Annotated in this window: 15 protein-coding genes; 6 read left to right on the top strand and 9 right to left on the bottom strand. The window is 50.8% G+C overall.

Going from position 1 to position 16,598, the window contains the following annotated elements:
- Positions 1-82 precede the first annotated feature (82 nt).
- The gene (locus tag ACTJJJ_RS11565) at positions 83-1,078 is read left to right on the top strand and encodes a ligand-binding sensor domain-containing protein (protein WP_440701878.1); all 996 of its coding nucleotides are present in this window, start codon (positions 83-85) and stop codon (positions 1,076-1,078) included.
- A gap of 63 nt (positions 1,079-1,141) precedes the next feature.
- Here ACTJJJ_RS11565 and ACTJJJ_RS11560 read toward each other — a convergent pair whose 3' ends face one another.
- From ACTJJJ_RS11560 to ACTJJJ_RS11535, 6 genes are all read right to left on the bottom strand, one after another.
- A complete protein-coding gene (locus ACTJJJ_RS11560) occupies positions 1,142-1,921 on the bottom strand; it encodes a TIGR00266 family protein (RefSeq protein ID WP_188935039.1) in 780 nt (259 codons plus the stop codon).
- Between the two features lie 46 nt (positions 1,922-1,967).
- Positions 1,968-2,225: a hypothetical protein gene (locus ACTJJJ_RS11555; RefSeq protein WP_188935041.1), complete on the bottom strand. Its 258-nt coding sequence runs from the start codon at positions 2,223-2,225 to the stop codon at positions 1,968-1,970.
- A 107-nt stretch (positions 2,226-2,332) separates the two neighbouring features.
- Positions 2,333-3,883, bottom strand: coding sequence for a glutamate--tRNA ligase (gltX, locus tag ACTJJJ_RS11550; RefSeq protein WP_440701877.1), 1,551 nt, complete (start codon positions 3,881-3,883; stop codon positions 2,333-2,335).
- Between the two features lie 51 nt (positions 3,884-3,934).
- The gene (locus ACTJJJ_RS11545; RefSeq protein ID WP_188935045.1) at positions 3,935-4,303 is read right to left on the bottom strand and encodes a Rid family detoxifying hydrolase; all 369 of its coding nucleotides are present in this window, start codon (positions 4,301-4,303) and stop codon (positions 3,935-3,937) included.
- A 53-nt stretch (positions 4,304-4,356) separates the two neighbouring features.
- On the bottom strand, positions 4,357-4,875 hold the full coding sequence (locus ACTJJJ_RS11540) for an acyl-CoA thioesterase (protein WP_440702646.1): 519 nt from the start codon (positions 4,873-4,875) through the stop codon (positions 4,357-4,359).
- A 17-nt stretch (positions 4,876-4,892) separates the two neighbouring features.
- Positions 4,893-5,738, bottom strand: coding sequence for an outer membrane beta-barrel protein (locus tag ACTJJJ_RS11535; RefSeq protein WP_188935047.1), 846 nt, complete (start codon positions 5,736-5,738; stop codon positions 4,893-4,895).
- Positions 5,739-5,871: 133 nt separating this feature from the next.
- Between ACTJJJ_RS11535 and ACTJJJ_RS11530 the strand changes: the two genes are divergently transcribed.
- Complete coding sequence (locus ACTJJJ_RS11530) at positions 5,872-6,945, top strand: hypothetical protein (RefSeq protein WP_440701876.1); 1,074 nt, start codon at positions 5,872-5,874, stop codon at positions 6,943-6,945.
- Between the two features lie 65 nt (positions 6,946-7,010).
- Here the strand turns inward: ACTJJJ_RS11530 and ACTJJJ_RS11525 are convergent, their stop codons facing one another.
- From ACTJJJ_RS11525 to ACTJJJ_RS11515, 3 genes are all read right to left on the bottom strand, one after another.
- On the bottom strand, positions 7,011-7,706 hold the full coding sequence (locus ACTJJJ_RS11525; RefSeq protein ID WP_188935051.1) for a head GIN domain-containing protein: 696 nt from the start codon (positions 7,704-7,706) through the stop codon (positions 7,011-7,013).
- A gap of 69 nt (positions 7,707-7,775) precedes the next feature.
- Entirely contained in the window at positions 7,776-10,310 is a 2,535-nt protein-coding gene (locus ACTJJJ_RS11520) for a PspC domain-containing protein (RefSeq protein ID WP_188935054.1), read from the bottom strand.
- A 29-nt stretch (positions 10,311-10,339) separates the two neighbouring features.
- The gene (locus tag ACTJJJ_RS11515) at positions 10,340-10,714 is read right to left on the bottom strand and encodes a PadR family transcriptional regulator (protein WP_090151757.1); all 375 of its coding nucleotides are present in this window, start codon (positions 10,712-10,714) and stop codon (positions 10,340-10,342) included.
- Positions 10,715-11,026: 312 nt separating this feature from the next.
- Between ACTJJJ_RS11515 and ACTJJJ_RS11510 the strand changes: the two genes are divergently transcribed.
- The 4 genes from ACTJJJ_RS11510 (at position 11,027) to murA (ending at position 16,517) form a co-directional block, all read left to right on the top strand.
- Entirely contained in the window at positions 11,027-11,530 is a 504-nt protein-coding gene (locus ACTJJJ_RS11510) for a dihydrofolate reductase (RefSeq protein ID WP_440701875.1), read from the top strand.
- Positions 11,531-11,564: 34 nt separating this feature from the next.
- Positions 11,565-14,342 (top strand): C25 family cysteine peptidase, encoded by a 2,778-nt coding sequence (locus tag ACTJJJ_RS11505; RefSeq protein WP_440701874.1) that lies wholly within the window; start codon positions 11,565-11,567, stop codon positions 14,340-14,342.
- Between the two features lie 90 nt (positions 14,343-14,432).
- Positions 14,433-15,164: a DUF4290 domain-containing protein gene (locus ACTJJJ_RS11500; protein ID WP_229222643.1), complete on the top strand. Its 732-nt coding sequence runs from the start codon at positions 14,433-14,435 to the stop codon at positions 15,162-15,164.
- A 45-nt stretch (positions 15,165-15,209) separates the two neighbouring features.
- The gene (gene murA / locus ACTJJJ_RS11495) at positions 15,210-16,517 is read left to right on the top strand and encodes a UDP-N-acetylglucosamine 1-carboxyvinyltransferase (protein WP_440701873.1); all 1,308 of its coding nucleotides are present in this window, start codon (positions 15,210-15,212) and stop codon (positions 16,515-16,517) included.
- The last annotated feature ends 81 nt before the right edge of the window (positions 16,518-16,598 follow it).

The following is a 16,598-nucleotide window of genomic DNA, read 5'->3' as shown; positions in this document are numbered from 1 at the left end:
AATCAACAGCTTCCAACTATTCCCGAACCCGGCGTGTCCTTAAAAACGATTCCCCGTTCCTGAAACCGCAAATTTTGATGCTATGAAAAGATTATTACCCCTTTTTCTCGCAGCGCTCCTGATTAATGCCTGTAAAACCAGCGAGAGCCCCGTCCCGCTTCAAATTTCGGGCGCCAACCTGCAAGACTACCATATCATTTCCATCGCTTTCGACGCGAAGGGCACCGCGTGGCTCGGAACGCTTAGCCAGGGGCTCATCCGGCACAGCGGCACGAGCATCGCCGTTTTTGATTCTACCAACTCTATTTTGAACAAAGCAGCCATCTGGGACATTGAAGTTGATAAAAAGGGAAACGTCTGGCTCGGAACCGACGCGCTGATCAAATATGACGGCTCGAAATTTACCCGGTACGAGTCGGGGCTGTACAACCTGCCGCGCAATGCGGTGCGTTCGCTGGCTATCGACGGGGCCGATAATGTGTGGTTTTCGGCAGGAGCTTCCCGGCAGGGCGGTTTGGTCAAATATGATGGCAGCCGCTTTACCGCATTCACGCCGGAGAACTCCAAACTTCCGGGCAATCTGATAGCAGGCATTGCCATCGATCAGAAAAATACTGTTTGGGTTGCACTCAACGATGGGGTTACCGCTACCTCGATTGTGCGTATCAGCGACGGTAAATGGGACATTTTCGGAGAAAAAGAACTCGGTTTTAATCCGTACTACTACGGCAACATCGTGATCGACAAAAACAATGACTTGCTGGCTTCTATCAATTACGGGCTATCCAGTACCATTGTGCCCGGTCGCCCGCAGATTTTCAGGTTCAACGGGCAATCGACCCAGGTTATCAACCTCCCGGACGAGAATAAAAAGTCGTACATGACTCAACAGGTCTTCGCCGATCGCGATAACCGGATCTGGGCCGCGTTTTGGGACGATAAAGAATATGGCGTTTTCCGGAACGGGAAATGGGAGCTGAAAGATCTTGAGGAGAGCGGCGGCATATTTGCCATTAACCAGAGTCCGTCGGGCGAAATCTGGCTCGGGGCGGGCAAAGGTGTTTATATTTTGAAGTAAAAAAAGTCACGCTGAGCGAAGCGCGGAACTGTACCGCGCTTCGCTCAGCGTGACATGAATATTTTAATCTTCGAACAGGCTTCCCAAGCCTCCGATTACCGAACCGCTTTCTTTCCTTGCATTTGGCCCTCCAACTGAAAGTCGCTGGATCAGTTTAGAAATCGGCATCGACTGCACCCAGCAACGGCCGGTACCGCGCAATGTGGCCAGGAACATCCCTTCCCCACCAAATACCATCGATTTCAGACCGCCCGAACGTTGGATATCAAAGCTCAGCGATTGCTCAAACGCCACCACGCAGCCGGTATCGACGCGCAGCGTTTCATTATTCAGCTGTTTTTCCATCACCACGCCACCCGCATGTACGAATGCCATCCCATCGCCTTTCAGCTTTTGTAGTATAAAACCTTCCCCGCCAAACAATCCCGACCCGAAACGCTGGTTGAAATGGATTTTCATGCTGGTACCCATGGCTGCGCAAAGGAAACCGTCTTTCTGCACGATCAGCTCGTTGCCATAGATTTTGGACAAGTCGATCGGCATAACCGTTCCCGGATAAGGCGCCGAGAATGCCACTTTCTTTTTACCAACGCCCCGGTTGGTGAAATGCGTCATAAACAGCGATTCGCCGGTAATCAGGCGGGTTCCTGCCTGAAAAATCTTGCCCATAATGCTCTGGTTCGCTTCCGAGCCATCACCCATTTTGGTTTCGAACTGAATGCCGTCTTCCATGAAAAGCATAGCACCCGCTTCGGCGATCACGGTTTCGTTCGGATCTAATTCGATTTCAACGACCTGGATGTCGTCGCCGATGATTTTGTAATCGATTTCGTGTGAGATCATTTTTTCGTAAAAGGTTTTATAGGTTGGTCAAAACGATTGCAGCCTGCTATTCTTCCTCCTCCTCTTCTTCCTCGGAAGTCTTTTTCTTTGATTTCCGGGTTTTCCGACCGGGGATATCCTCGCGGTCACGGAGTTTTTTGTCATCCACATTTTTATTCAAAAATTCATTGATACGGTCCATATCAAAGCTTGTGGTGATCTCACCGAAAGAGTTGATCTGGATATCAAAACCTTCCAGGTCTTTGTGCACGCGTGGTTTTTCCGGTGCAGGCTTGGACGTTTCCGACTGTTTTTTCTTAGCCATGTGTTTGATGCCAATGGGCCGCAACGCGGTCCGTTATTCACTTGTTACGAAAATATGCAATGATCCCCGCCGTGCCAATGTAATTTGATCCTACGGTCTGTGCTGCCTTATGCCAGCCTTATTTGGGCTGACAAACGGCTGAGTGCTGTTTCGAGCCTTCTCACGACCTCGTCCTTTCCGAGTATTTCCATGATGATCATCAAATCCGGGCCAGCACCTGCGCCGGTCACTGCAAGTCGCAATGCCTGCATGATCTTGCCCATTTTGATACCCAGCGATTCCATGGTCGCAGACAGCACTTCCTTAATATCGTGAGCTACGAAATTTCCTTCAAAACCAGCCAGCGCCTCTTTGAAACCTCCGATTGCGTTCACGGCCTCTTCGTTCCATTTCTTGATCACCACATCCTGGTCGAACTCCTCCGGCGCCGCAAACAAAAAGAGCGATTCCGACACGATCTCTTTAACGAAGTGTACGCGGTCTTTCAGCAAATGTACGATCTGCACGAGCTGATCGTCGTTTACATTAATGCCTTTTGCGCTATACAACGGTTTCAATTGCTCAATAATGGCGGCATCGTCCAGTTGTTTCAGATATTGTTGGTTGAACCAGTTTGCCTTCTGGATATCGAACCTCGCGCCCGCTTTATGCACGCGCTCGAAGCTGAATGAGGCAATGAGCTCATCCATGCTGAAAATCTCCTGCTCGGTACCTGCGTTCCAGCCGAGCAATGCCAGAAAGTTGGCAGTAGCGCCGGGTAGATAACCTTCTTCGCGGAAGCCACGGGCTTTATCGCCGGTATTTGTGTCGGTCCATTCCAACGGGAAGATCGGGAAACCACCCAGGTCGGCGTCGCGTTTCGAGAGCTTTCCGTTACCATCCGGTTTGAGGAGCAGCGGCAAATGCGCGAACTGCGGCATGGTGCTTTCCCAGCCCAGGTAACGGTATAGCAGCACGTGCAGCGGAGCCGACGGCAGCCATTCTTCGCCGCGGATCACGTGGGTAATGCCCATCAAATGGTCGTCCACGATGTTGGCCAAATGGTAAGTGGGCATTCCATCCGATTTCAAAAGCACTTTATCATCGATCTGGGACGAATGCACTACCACCCAGCCACGGATCAGGTCGTTGAAACGGATATCCTCCTTCGGGCTGATCTTCATCCGGATCACATAGGGATCGCCACTTTCGAGGCGTGCTTTGGTTTCTTCTGCCGAGAGCGTGAGCGAGTTGGTCATTTCGGTGCGGGTGATCGCATTGTATTGCACGGCAGCTACTTTGGCAGCCTCCAGGCGCTTACGCATATCGTCCAGCTGTTCGGGCGTATCGAAAGCATAATATGCTTTCCCTTCCTGAACGAGCCTTTCCGCATATTCGCGGTACATTTCTTTTCTTTCCGATTGCCGGTAAGGCGCGTGCGGGCCGCCTTGCTGCGGGCCTTCATCTATTTCAATACCCAGCCACTCCAGCGCTTCCAGAATGTATGCCTCGGCGCCCGGAACGTAGCGGTTCTGGTCGGTATCTTCGATGCGAAGCAGCATCTGGCCGCCTTGCTGGCGTGCAAACAGGTAGTTATACAGGGCCGTACGCACACCGCCCGCATGCAGCGGACCGGTAGGGCTAGGCGCAAAACGCACCCTGACAGGTTTGTTATTCATTTATTCAAAAAATTAAGTTCAATGGTATTTGTCAGGTGTTATTCACCCGCGTCACTCGACCGCAACAACCGATATTTCAACGTTAACGTCCTTCGGCAAGCGCGCTACCTGTACGGTCTCGCGGGCGGGAGGATCTTTCGTAAAAAAGCCGCCGTAGATTTCGTTGACAGCGGTGAAGTCGTTCATATCGCGGAGGAAAATACTGGCTTTCACCACATTATGAAACCCAAGACCTGCCGCTCCCAGGATATGCCCGATATTTTGCATGACCATCCCGGTTTCTGCCTTAATATCCCCGGACTTCGCCAGCTCGGCAGCGATTTGCCCTGAAACGTACACAGTACCATTTACTTTAACAGCCTGGCTGTAAGGACCAATGGGGGCCGGTGCTTTATCTGAAAATATGATTTGCTTGGGCATAGTTGACAAGAGTTAATGCCGCAAAATTACCAAATTATGCCGTGCCTACCGCCTTATTCCACCTTAAAAAGCGCTTTCAGTTCGGTGGCTTCGGCTGCATTCAGGCGTCCGGCCAGTACAAGGCGCAACTGGCGACGACGAAGGGCGCTGAGGTACAACTCTTTTTCCTCGTCAGTCTCCGGTTCCAGCGGCGGCACTTCGATAGGCCGGCCATTTTGGTCCACCGCCACGAAAGTGTAGAATGCGCGGTTGGTACTCACCCGCTGACCTGCCGGAATGTCCTCTGCCCATACTTCGAGGAACACCTCCATCGAAGAGTTGAATGCACGGGTAACCTTGGCGTGCATCGTCACGATGTTACCCAGGCGGATTGGCTCCGTAAACGAGACATTATCCACCGAGGCCGTTACCACAATGCGGTTCGAATGCTTCTGCGCCGAAATAGCTGCGCAAATATCCATCCAGTGCAGCAGCCTTCCCCCCATCAGGTTATTGAGTGTATTGGTATCATTGGGAAGCACCATTTCGGTCATGGTAACTTCGGATTGATGGGGCCTTTTCGGTTTCAGCATGTTGGTTTTGAAATGATTTAGAACTTGGGGCATCGGGTCTTTTTGCGCTCAATGGCCTGGGCGCGGTTGCCGATCAGGTACGTAGCGCGTACCTGGAAAAATAAATAGCTGTCTTTGCTTTTGGCACTACCGCGGTTCCATCCCGGCTGTCGCAATGGCTCGCCGATTTCAGAAGAACGATCGGAGAGCGCGCGCGCAATGTCGCTGGGCAGCTGGTCGGGGTTGGGATAAACGGTGCTCACGTCGTCGAGGTAATCGGATCTAACGAAGTTATTGCAGAGTTCAAGGCCGACGCTCAGCCTTTGGGTGGTCTTAACCGAAACCCCAATGCCGCCGGTGAACACCAGCGGCATTCGCTTGTATTTTACGCCCTCGGTCGTGAGCTCCGGCAGGCTGTACCAGGTGCCGCCGAGTTTCGCTTTCGGGCTCAGGTAGGTAACTCCCACGCCTCCAAAAAGGTATGGATTGATGGGCGCTTGCCGATTGTATGCAAACAGATCCGCCTGCAATCCCAGGTTAATGTCCGGATTGAATGTCTTGAATGAAAGGTTATTCTGGTAGTTTTTGGAATACTTCTGATCCCCGGAAACTTGATAAAAACGCAGCTCCCCGCGTGCGCTCACATGTTCGGTAAGCCGGTACAGCGCGCCGAGCGAGACAGAAGGGCCCAGCCCAAGGTGCTTTAAATTCACACCATCATTCAAATCACCCATATAATAAGCCACACCAACCCCGGCCGTAACGCTCAATACCCCGAACGGATCGGTATAACGCCCCCCGAACTTGGAGCGTCCTTGTCCCGTCGCCAACTGATTAAACGTTGTCAGGAACAATGCAAGGGCTAGTAGAATTTTTCGGCTCATGTGTGATGTCAGTAATGCGTGTTGAGTGATGCAAGTTGTAAAAGAAACTGATTTATCCCAAATTGTTAAAGTTAATATCAGTTACTTACAACTTTCCTGAACTTTCGCTGTAAACAAGTCCTTAATCCCTACTATGCGTATTTTTATTCAAAGTGTTGCCTTCGTCAGTCTGTTTACACTTGCCGTTTCCTGTTCCAAAAAAGCTTCCGACACCGTAGCCCCTGACCAGTGCCTCTATTTGGGTAAAACTGTTATAGGTGAAAGGCCGTCCGTCAATGAGAAAACCAGTTATGGAAATGAGATAGACTGGAACGACCAGAAACAAATGACGGCAGCGAGGAGGTTTGACAAATCCGAGGGACGAAGTAATATATCAGATGCCATTTTGTGGACCAATGACAATCAGATCAATTTTACATTCGCATATGATTCCGAAGGTTTCCTGACTCAAAAAGTGATGAAAATCATCAATATCCACTGGGGGGAGGGCGTACGGGCCACTACCTATGAAGGGAGAAAATTTGAAAATTTCGCGGATGAAACGAGTGAGACATCCGAGTATAAATATGAATCGGGCCGGGTTAAACTGGTGAATATACTGGTCGCCAAACGTCTACGGGGGAACGGTGAAATCCTCCTCGACCAGACTTTTAATTACACTAAAACCTATACCTACGACAGTCAGGGCAATCCCGTTTCCGCGATAGAAACCAATCCTTTGGGAAAAACCGTCTCAACTTATAAAAATGGAATACTCGCCTCAGCCGTGACTACAAATACCGCCGATCAGCTACAATTTACAGAAGAATATGATGACAAGGGTAACCGAACCGCCCAGATTGGCCGTAACTACCGTTTCAATTATACCTGCGACGCCAAAGGCAACCTGACCCGCATTGAATACACCGTAAATAACAAACCGGTTTACACCCAGGATTACACCTTCGACGACCGCCTAAATCCCGAAAGTACCATTCCCACTAAATTCAAAGGCATACCTGAGCTCCTGCGGACTTTACCAATATCGACTAGCGTCAACAATATTACAGGAAAGAAATACAACGGCATTCAGATCACCAGCAACTACGAAACCAAATCCAGTTATGTCTACAATGCCGACGGCCTGCCCGAATCGTCTGCCAGCACGTGGACGGGAGAAGAAATAGGACAGACAGAGTCCACCACATTCCGTTACAAATGCCCATGAACTACAAAAAAGGCCCGCAATCGCGGACCTTTTTTGTAGTTCATGGTGAATATTAAATGGTTGTCTTACTCTCTTTTGACGGAGCTGGCGCCGGATGTACTGGAATGGATATCCTTCGCGCCGCCCGAGTAACGAATGCTGCTGGCTCCGCTCGCTTCGGCATTCACGGTATTGCTTGCAACTACGGCGGCACTGCTGGCGCCCGAGGCATCTATATTGACGGTTTTGGCCGAGAAATCGCGGCCTTTGAATGATGACGCTCCCGAAACGTCGCCGGTAAGTACATCGCCTTCGCCAGTGAGCGTGAGCGACGAGGCACCCGAAAGATCAACGGCTACTTTCGGAGAAGCAAGGCTCATGGTGACCTGCGATGCGCCGGAAACTTCGATCTCCATGTTTTTCACACCGCTGAAGCGGGCCACATTGGCTTTGGAAGCACCCGAAAAGTCAACGCCTTCGAGGGCCGGCATGGTAATGCTGATGTCGACGGTCTTGCGGTTCTTGTTCCAGCCATTGTTTTTATAACCCAAATGCAGGGTACTGCCTTTCACAGCCGACTCCATATCGTCCAGATCCTCGGAACGGCCGGTTGCCGTTACACTGAAACTGCTTCCCTGCTTTACATCTATTTTGAATGCGCTGCCCATAGCAAGTCGGGTAAAGCCCGACACGGAGAACTTACGAGTTCCCTGTGCGGATACCTGACACGACAATGCGGTGATTAGAAGGGCAGCAATAAGGAATAGTTGCGTTCTTTTCATGGTTTAACAAGTTAGATTTTCCGAAAAGATGAAAAGAATGCCGGCGACGTTGCACCGGCATTCAAAATTTTACTGGACGTTGATTTTGCTGGCCCCGCTTGCGTGTTTATTCAGGTTAGGCACATGGCTCAGCTCCACTTTCGAGGCGCCCGACGCATTCACATCCGCGTTCTGGATATTCATTTCGGTGGCTGTAACCCTGCAGGCGCCGTGTGCGTCGAGCTTGGCCGACTTCGCCGAACCTCTCAGCGTGGCTTTCGAAGCCCCCGAGACATTAACAGACAATTGATCTGCGAACACATTCAGCTCGGTTTTGGAAGCACCCGAAATATCTACGTTCAGCTTGGGCAAATCTTTGAACTCGGTTACCAATGTTTTATTGGCTCCGGAAAGCGACAGGTTCTCAATCGTCGGCATGGTAATCACGATGCCGACGCGTTCCCATTTTTCATGGTCGAAGAGGTTAAACTCGCGGGTACGTTTCACGCGCAGCACACCGTCTTCTACCACTACTTTGATATCATCGATATTCTCCTGGTTGTCCGAATCGGCCGTTACACCGTATTCGCTGCCCTGACGGATGATGATCGAATAGGCCCCGCCGATATCCACTTTTTTGAAATCCGAAACCGGGAATTGCTTACTGTAATTGCCGCGCTCGCCCAGTTCCAGGTCGCTGTTGTCGTTGTATTCAAAAGAATAGCCGCCCTGATCGCCTTCGTTGTTTTCACTACGGATGTATTTCAAAGGGATATTGGTGCAAACAAGTCCCGAATCGCGGCGCATAACCCACACAAGCTTGTTCCAGGTGATATCGTCGGCATCGTGCAGGTCATATTTTTTGATGTTCTGCTGGCTGCTCTCCCAGTCGTTCAGCTGGTGATAAAAATCCCTTTTCATAGCAAAAGGCTTGTTATAAGGCACACTCACCGTCAGGTCTATCTCCTGATCGCGGAACCGTGAGCGGCTGGAAAGCACAGGGCCTTCTGTAAGTACGAACACCGAGTCGCGGAACTGCGGGCTGTACTGGATTTCCTTCGCATTCTTCTCCGCATCTGCTTTCGAGCGGCCTCTTGCACGTAGTGTCTTTTCAAGTTTAATACTGTCACCGCCATTGAAGCCGGCCAATCGTACATCTACATCAATATTCTCCTCATCGTATAAATAGTTGTAATCCAAAGTCAATGTACCCCGTGGAACGGCATAATATGCCATTTCAGTCACTTCACTTCTTTTGGCAAAGTTCCGCTGGTAATTGACCCCACCGACAGTGGCTCCGATCACGCCGACGATCCAGAGGCCCAGCAATGTCAGCCACACGCTTCCGCCGACGATCTTTTTGTTGGAAATCAATGTAAGGCCCAGCAGAAGGAACGTTACCAAAGGAATAGCCGCCACCAGGATACCTGAGAGGATTAATATTTCGGGTAATTCCTGGTAAATCAGCATCGGGATCGGCAAGTCATCGAATGCTCCGACACTGGTAAGGCCCAGCGCTACACCCGCCGCAATTACGATCCCTAATAATCCAAGTGCCGACATCCCGATCAGAAATGCCCCGATCAGCACCCTTAGAATCGGCCCGAGCCCCCTGAGGAGCCTCCCCAGCGCTGCCACAACCAGCCCGATGGCCCGGAAAGGCAACAACAATATCTTGGTAACTACATGCTCTTCTCCCCCTCTTTCTTCCAAATTGAGGCTCTGCTTGATGTTCGACTCAATATTGGAGAGGGTAATAGGCTCCCCCTGCATTTCCATTTTTTCGGTAAGCGTATTAGCATTAGGAGCAATCACCCACAATACGATGTAGATCAGGAAACCGGTTCCGAACAGCAGGATCGACAATACCCACAGAAAACGCACCACGCCCAGGTCCACCCCGAAATAGGAAGCCACACCGGCCGCCACACCGCCTACGACCTTGCGGTCCGGATCGCGGTAGAATTTCTTGATATGCGCATCCTCTTCCAAAGTAGTGGAACCAGGAAATGCGACCCACATGGCAATGTACACCAGCACCATAAAGCCCGAAATCGGCCCGAAGATTTCCTCCGCATTCATGTCGAGCATGCCCGATCCTGCCGGCAAGCCGATCACCGCGAACAGAAATGCAAGCCTAACCCAGATGGCATCCACCGTAAAGTAATGCGCCAGACCGGCTGCTACCCCGCCCAGGAGCTTCCTGCGCAGGTCTCTGTAAAGTTTCCGGGGTGCGCCAGGCTTTGCAGGTTCTGTTTTAGGTGCATTAGCCGCCGAAGTATATGCTTCTTGTCTTGGTGCGGAAGCTTGCGCCGAAGCCGTTTCCAGCGGGTCGGCCAGGATATCCTCGGCTTGCTCGATTGCCTCGAAATCGGCCACGGTACCCATTGCGGCGATCAGCTCGTCGACGTCCGACAACGAGATCACCTGCTTGTTCTCCGCCTTTTGTTTGTTCAGAAACCGCTCTGCAATCCTGCCCTCAATGTCCGAAAGGATCTCCTTGCTATCCGCAAACGAAGAAAAATACTTCTGGATAGAGGCGAGATATCCTTTCAGTTTCTCGTAGCCATCCTCCTCGATGTGGAAGATAATGCCGCCTATATTTATGCTGATTGTCTTTTTCATGATTGAAATAATCGAATGTCTCTTAGTGATCAGTTAGGGTCAGGAAGATTGCTTGAAGCCGTTTTGCTCAATTCCTCTGTGCGTTTAATCACGGTTTGCACCGAGTCGGCGAGCTCAAACCAAGTAGCCTGCATCGCGTCCAGGAAGACCTTCCCCTCATCCGTCAAAACATAGTATTTCCTTGGAGGGCCCGAAGACGACTCCACCCATTTATAATCCAGCCAGCCCGAGTTCTTTAATCTGGTAAGAAGAGGGTATAATGTCCCTTCCACCACCATGATGTGGGCGGAAGTTAGTTCATCCAACATATCCGAAGCATATACTTCGCCCCGGGATATGATGTGCAGGATGCAGAATTCCAAAATTCCCTTCCGCATCTGCACTTGGGCATTTTCAATATTCATGTGGTTTCATGAGTTAATTTTAAATGAATATGTTCATGGCTAACAGATAGAATTTAAACTTCTAACAATACAAAGGTATACACAGGTACTTTGCGATGCAAGGTACCATGTTAAAAAAATATTCTTGTTAGGATGAATGGTTATTTTAATAGGTCGATCGGTTAAAAATCTATTTGCTACTAAAAGCCGCAACCGAATTAATACTCTTCGCTATACTCCGTCGGTTAAAACCGACGGTAATAGATTATCTTTTGTCGTCGGTTTTAACCGACGGAGATAGAAAGAGAAAGAGAAAAAAAAATGATCATTAATATGAAACTGCAACTATATATCATCGCCGCGATGAGCGAAAACCATGTCATCGGGCTGAACAACAGCCTGCCTTGGCACCTGCCTGATGAATGGACGCATTTCCGAAAAGTGACTGCCGGTAAAGCATTCATGATGGGCAGAAAGAGTTTCGAAGCACCCGACGCGCTGCATTCTGAATACCGGAATGTGATCATTACCTCTCACCCGCCTTCGCAGGCAGAGCCCCATGTAGAATACGCCAAAGATATTTCCGGAGCGATCGCGTTACTTTCCGATGAAACCGACGTATTCATTTTAGGCGGTGCGAGTATCTTTCAACAAATGCTCCCATTGGCCCAGAGAATGTATCTGACCATTATACACGCACAAGTCGAAGGCGATGCGTATTTCCCGGCATTTGACCCGAACGACTGGCAATTAGCGAGTTCAGAGTTTCATGATACCGATGACGCTCATGCGTATTCGTTTTCAATGAACCTCTACGTCCGAAAGCAGCCGGAATAAAACCGCCCGTCCTTGTGCATCAAAACTTAACAGGATGACAAGGATTTTTACACACACCTTACCACTCTTCTGCTGCATTTGTTGGCATACCCAATGCCGCGCGCAGGAACGTTACGGCAACGAGTGGATCGATTACAAACAGGCCTACCTACGCATTCCGGTAGCGGAGACCGGCATTTACAAAATCACCGCGGCCGAACTCGCGCGGCAGGGCATTCTGACCGATTCGATACTGATTTCCGGCATTCAACTCTTCGCACACGGCGGAGAAGTGCCGATCGAGGTTGCGGGCGAACCATCGGGCAAGCTGGGCCGCGATGGGTACATTCTGTTTTCCGGTAAAAAGAATGATGGCTACTCCGATACTGCACTATACACCAATCCGGAGGCGATGCCGCATCATTACTATAATCTTTACTCCGATACCACAGCCTATTTCCTCACCTGGCAAAACGGCAAAACCGGGTTAAGAACCAGCTTTCCTGCTCCCGGCACTGTTACCGACAGCGCTGCCTTTCATTGGGAAGAGGCGTTGCAACTTTTTACCTCCCACTACTTGCCCGGAAGATTCTTTCCACCCGAAAGCAATTACGAAACCGGCTCGTTACGCACCGCTTACGACGAAGGCGAAGGGTGGACCGGGCCGGAAATCGCCGAGCGCACACCATTGGAAATTGTATTTAAAACCAATGAACTCTATAAAGACAAGCGATCGGACATTGCCTGCTTAATACTTCTCGCAGGCTGGTCGCCGGGCATGCATTCATTTGTATTATGGGTTGGTAATGGTAAAAGTTCAAGAAGAAGGTTGGCCGATTTAAATGTAATTGACCGTGAAACCAAGCTTGTTCAGTTTAAAATATCCATTGAAGATTTCGATCAAACTGGTCGGTTGATATTCACACTCCTGCCCGTGGGCACAGGCGGCCACGTCTCGCTCTCGTATGCACGTATGCGCTACCCGCAGGCAGGGATTCGCATCGCGCCCGAGCCGATGCGAATCCTCCCGCTAAGGCCCGTCCGATTCACACAGATCGACCCGGAAACAGATTACCTGATTATCACGCATCCGCTCATGCGGGCGCTTGCCGGCGGTCTGGACCCAGTTGCCGAATATACAAGTTACCGTGCCTCCAAAAGTGGTGGCGGGTACAAGACCGCCGCCGTTTACAGCCATGAGCTCTATGATCAGTTTAATGCAGGACAACCCGGTCCGCAAGGCATCTGCAATGCAATCCGCTGGCTGCACGATAAGGGAAATTTGAAATTCGCATTGCTGGCTGGACGGTCTGTCGACCCGCAAAAAGCAAGAAAAGTAAAGGATTCGTGGCAAATCGATATGGTACCAAATGCTGGTTGGCCCGGTTCCGATGTGGCGCTTGCTATGAGAGGTGACTTTGTTCTCCTTGTCCCGATCGGCCGCATTAATGCATTAAATTCCCAACAACTGCTCGATTACCTGCATAAAGTGCAGGCCATGGAGGCCGAACCTTCTTCGGCAGCCTGGCGGAGTCGGGTGTTACACCTCAGTGGAGGTCGGTCGCGTGATGAGTTGAATGCGTTCAGATCTTACGTCCAATCCTTTGAAAAGCAACTTGAAAACACAACGCCGACCCGGAAAGTAGCGACGATTTCGAAGCTCACAGACAGTGCAGTTGAAGCTGCACACATTGATAAACAGGTGAATGAAGGCGTAGCGCTCATTACCGCATTCGGCCACTCGTCGATTGATGTTACAGATATAGACATCGGGCGTGCAAGCGACCCGGGTAAGAATTATCGGAACCATCCGCGCTATCCGGCCGTGATCGTCAACGGTTGTGCGGCAGGCAGCATTTTTTACTCAACCCAGACATTGAGCAGCGACTGGATATTTGCGCCCGAAAGCGGAGCAGTACTCTTTTTGGCACATACTTTCAATGGGCCTTCGACTGCATTAAGGCGCTACACCGGAATATTCTATGAAGTCCTGGCCGATTCCGCATTCACCAATGAACCATTTGGCCGGATCCAGCGGGAAGCGATCAGGCGGAACCTGTCGCGCAACCCTGGCATTCAGGATAGCATCAACGTCCAGCAAATGACGTTGCACGGCGACCCGGCGATCCGCATTTTCCCTGCCTCTCCCACCGGTTACGACAGCGAAGGCGAAGCGACAAATATCCCGCCGCTGATGCAGGTTTCGATCGACGGGAAACAGCTTATTAACGAAGAGGTTGTTTCCGGGAAGCCTGTTATCGGTATCCGAATTTTCGACGACACGCTCCCGGACGCCGACAACGACACAACCATGGTGGCCATCTGGCTGAAAAAGCAATGTGACGGATGTACGAATGCCCGGATTCCACTCCGAAATGCTATTGGAAAGAATAGAGACGGGAAATTTTACGAAATCATCCTTGAACCTGCATTAGTCCCGGGCAAATACCTGCTCACCATTCAATGTCGGGATAAAACAGGGCTTTCGGCGTCCCCGTACCAGATCCATTTCGAAGTACCCGACCATAGCGGACCGATAGAAGTGGTGGTCGCCCCCAATCCATCCGGGCAATGGTTCAGGTTCACAATTCAAAATCGGGGGGTGGGTGTTACCGATCTCGAAATCACGATCCGAAATTCGCTGGGAACGAAGGTATTCCGAAAACTGTTGCATTGTTACACCGGGCGAAACGAATACTTTTGGACTCCGGCAGTCTTCTGCGCCGGGCTTCCGGCAGGAGTTTACAATTACGCTATCAATCCCGCAGAAGCCGGCCGCCCGCCGGCGTTTCCCTTCGAAGGTGTGCGGGGACATTTGCTTTACACTCCCTGAGCCGGCGCCGCAGAATGCCTGTTTTACCGCTACACCTCATTTTGTTTCCAAAAACTTATTATTTTTGTCCATTATAAAAAAGATATCCCATTGAAAGAATACGGTAGTAACGTACAAAAATTGGCCGACCACATCGTCACGATCGAGGACAAGGCTAAGCGCACACTTTATGCGCATATCCTGGTCGAGCTTATGCGTCAGATACATCCCAACATGCGGGATAACCAGGACTACACCAACAAGTTGTGGGACGACCTGTACATTATTTCCGGTTTCGAGTTGGATGTCGACAGTCCTTTCCCGCCTCCATCCAAGGAAGCACTGGGCAAAAAGCCGTTGCGCGTCGAGTATAACCAGCAAAACCTGACGTTCCGCCACTACGGTCGCAATATCGATTTGCTTCTGGAAAAAGCCTCACAGACCGAAAATCCGGAAGATCGCCTGGCATTCGTTTCCTACATTTTCCGTCTGATGCGCTCGTTCTTCAACGCATGGAATAAGGATAACCCGGAAGACAACGTGCTGCTCGGGCAGCTGGAACAACTCAGCAAAGGTCGTTTGCAGGAGGAAATCGACTATATCCGCAAGTCGGGGCCCATCGACGCCGCACCGAAAGACCGCAACAACAACCAGGAACGGAACCGTGTGAACCAGTCGGGCGGAAATAACTTCAAAGCGCAATCCAGCCACAATTCCGACAGGCAGGGCGGCAACAGCCAAGGCAACCAAAACCGCAATCGGAACAACAAATTCTCCAACCGGAACGGAAGCAACAACAATAACAACAACCGGAATAACAACCGCAAAAAACCTGGAATGTAACATCCAGGTTTCATTTTATACCGTCTCAATTGCCCAAAATCTTCTATGGCATCATTCAAAATTACCGGGGATCGACGTCTCAAGGGTGAAATCGTGCCGCAAGGCGCCAAAAACGAAGCATTGCAGATTATCTGCGCCGTACTCCTCACCAAAGAGCCGGTTACTATCCACAACATCCCCAACATCCGCGACGTAAACCAGTTGATCAACCTGCTGGGCGATCTGGGCGTACGCCGCACCCGTCTGAGCGATTCCTCCATCCGTTTCGAAGCCGACGATATTAACCTCGATTACCTCGAATCGGATTCATTCCGGCAGAAAGCCGCTGCATTGCGTGGCTCGGTGATGTTGCTCGGGCCTATGCTGGCCCGTTTCCGTAAAGGACGCATTCCACGTCCTGGTGGCGACAAAATCGGCCGGAGAAGACTGGACACGCACTTCCTGGGTTTTGAAAAACTGGGGGCGGAGTTTAGTTATGACGAAGAAGATGGCGGGTTCTATCGCGTCGATGCAGCCAATCTGAAAGGCACTTACATGCTTTTGGACGAGGCTTCGGTAACCGGTACTGCCAACGTGTTGATGGCGGCGGTGATGGCCGAAGGCACTACAACCATTTACAATGCGGCCTGCGAGCCCTATTTGCAGCAGCTTTGTAAAATGCTGAACCGCATGGGTGCCAAAATCTCCGGTATCGCCTCCAACATGCTCATCGTCGAAGGCGTTAGCGAGCTGAAAGGCACCGAGCACACGATGCTCCCGGATATGATCGAGATCGGTAGCTTCATCGGCCTTGCGGCTATGACGCAGTCGGAGATCACGATCAAAAATTGCCAAATTCCTGAACTGGGCATTATTCCTGACGTATTCAAAAGATTGGGTATCCAAATGGAGTTCCATGGCGACGATATCTTCATCCCGGCCCAGGAACGTTACCGCATCGAAAACTACCTCGACGGCTCTACGCTTTCTGTTGCCGATGCGCCATGGCCCGGCTTTACGCCCGACTTGCTTAGTATCGTGCTCGTTACGGCTACCCAGGCTCAGGGAACGGTTCTCATTCACCAGAAGATGTTCGAAAGCCGCCTGTTCTTTGTGGATAAACTGATCGAAATGGGCGCGCAGATCATTCTTTGCGATCCGCACCGCGCGACGGTGATCGGGCATAACCGCGAGACGCAGCTTCGCGGTATTCGGATGACTTCCCCTGATATCCGCGCCGGGGTTGCATTGCTCATCGCCGCAATGTCCGCCAAAGGCGTAAGTATTATCGATAATATCGAGCAAATCGACCGCGGTTATCAGAACATCGATACCCGCCTGAACGCGATCGGCGCTGAGATTGTGCGGTTGTAACCCAAATGTCACACTGAGCGAAGTCGAAGTGCTTGCAGAACGTTTTACCGTACTGACTGTCTTCGACTTCGCTCAGACCGA

It is taken from the genome of Dyadobacter sp. 22481 (genome assembly GCF_052044875.1).
GTDB lineage: Bacteria > Bacteroidota > Bacteroidia > Cytophagales > Spirosomataceae > Dyadobacter > Dyadobacter endophyticus.
This window is presented reverse-complemented; position numbering and strand designations above follow the sequence as displayed.

Excerpts from the sequence above, each read along its gene's own strand:
- gltX (WP_440701877.1), bottom strand. The coding sequence starts at position 3,883 with ATGAATAACAAACCTGTCAGGGTGCGTTTTGCGCCTAGCCCTACCGGT.
- ACTJJJ_RS11555 (WP_188935041.1), bottom strand. The coding sequence starts at position 2,225 with ATGGCTAAGAAAAAACAGTCGGAAACGTCCAAGCCTGCACCGGAAAAA.
- ACTJJJ_RS11515 (WP_090151757.1), bottom strand. The coding sequence starts at position 10,714 with ATGAATATTGAAAATGCCCAAGTGCAGATGCGGAAGGGAATTTTGGAA.
- ACTJJJ_RS11505 (WP_440701874.1), top strand. The coding sequence starts at position 11,565 with ATGACAAGGATTTTTACACACACCTTACCACTCTTCTGCTGCATTTGT.
- ACTJJJ_RS11545 (WP_188935045.1), bottom strand. The coding sequence starts at position 4,303 with ATGCCCAAGCAAATCATATTTTCAGATAAAGCACCGGCCCCCATTGGT.
- ACTJJJ_RS11510 (WP_440701875.1), top strand. The coding sequence starts at position 11,027 with ATGAAACTGCAACTATATATCATCGCCGCGATGAGCGAAAACCATGTC.
- ACTJJJ_RS11535 (WP_188935047.1), bottom strand. The coding sequence starts at position 5,738 with ATGAGCCGAAAAATTCTACTAGCCCTTGCATTGTTCCTGACAACGTTT.
- ACTJJJ_RS11560 (WP_188935039.1), bottom strand. The coding sequence starts at position 1,921 with ATGATCTCACACGAAATCGATTACAAAATCATCGGCGACGACATCCAG.
- ACTJJJ_RS11520 (WP_188935054.1), bottom strand. The coding sequence starts at position 10,310 with ATGAAAAAGACAATCAGCATAAATATAGGCGGCATTATCTTCCACATC.
- ACTJJJ_RS11525 (WP_188935051.1), bottom strand. The coding sequence starts at position 7,706 with ATGAAAAGAACGCAACTATTCCTTATTGCTGCCCTTCTAATCACCGCA.
- murA (WP_440701873.1), top strand. The coding sequence starts at position 15,210 with ATGGCATCATTCAAAATTACCGGGGATCGACGTCTCAAGGGTGAAATC.
- ACTJJJ_RS11540 (WP_440702646.1), bottom strand. The coding sequence starts at position 4,875 with ATGCTGAAACCGAAAAGGCCCCATCAATCCGAAGTTACCATGACCGAA.
- ACTJJJ_RS11565 (WP_440701878.1), top strand. The coding sequence starts at position 83 with ATGAAAAGATTATTACCCCTTTTTCTCGCAGCGCTCCTGATTAATGCC.
- ACTJJJ_RS11530 (WP_440701876.1), top strand. The coding sequence starts at position 5,872 with ATGCGTATTTTTATTCAAAGTGTTGCCTTCGTCAGTCTGTTTACACTT.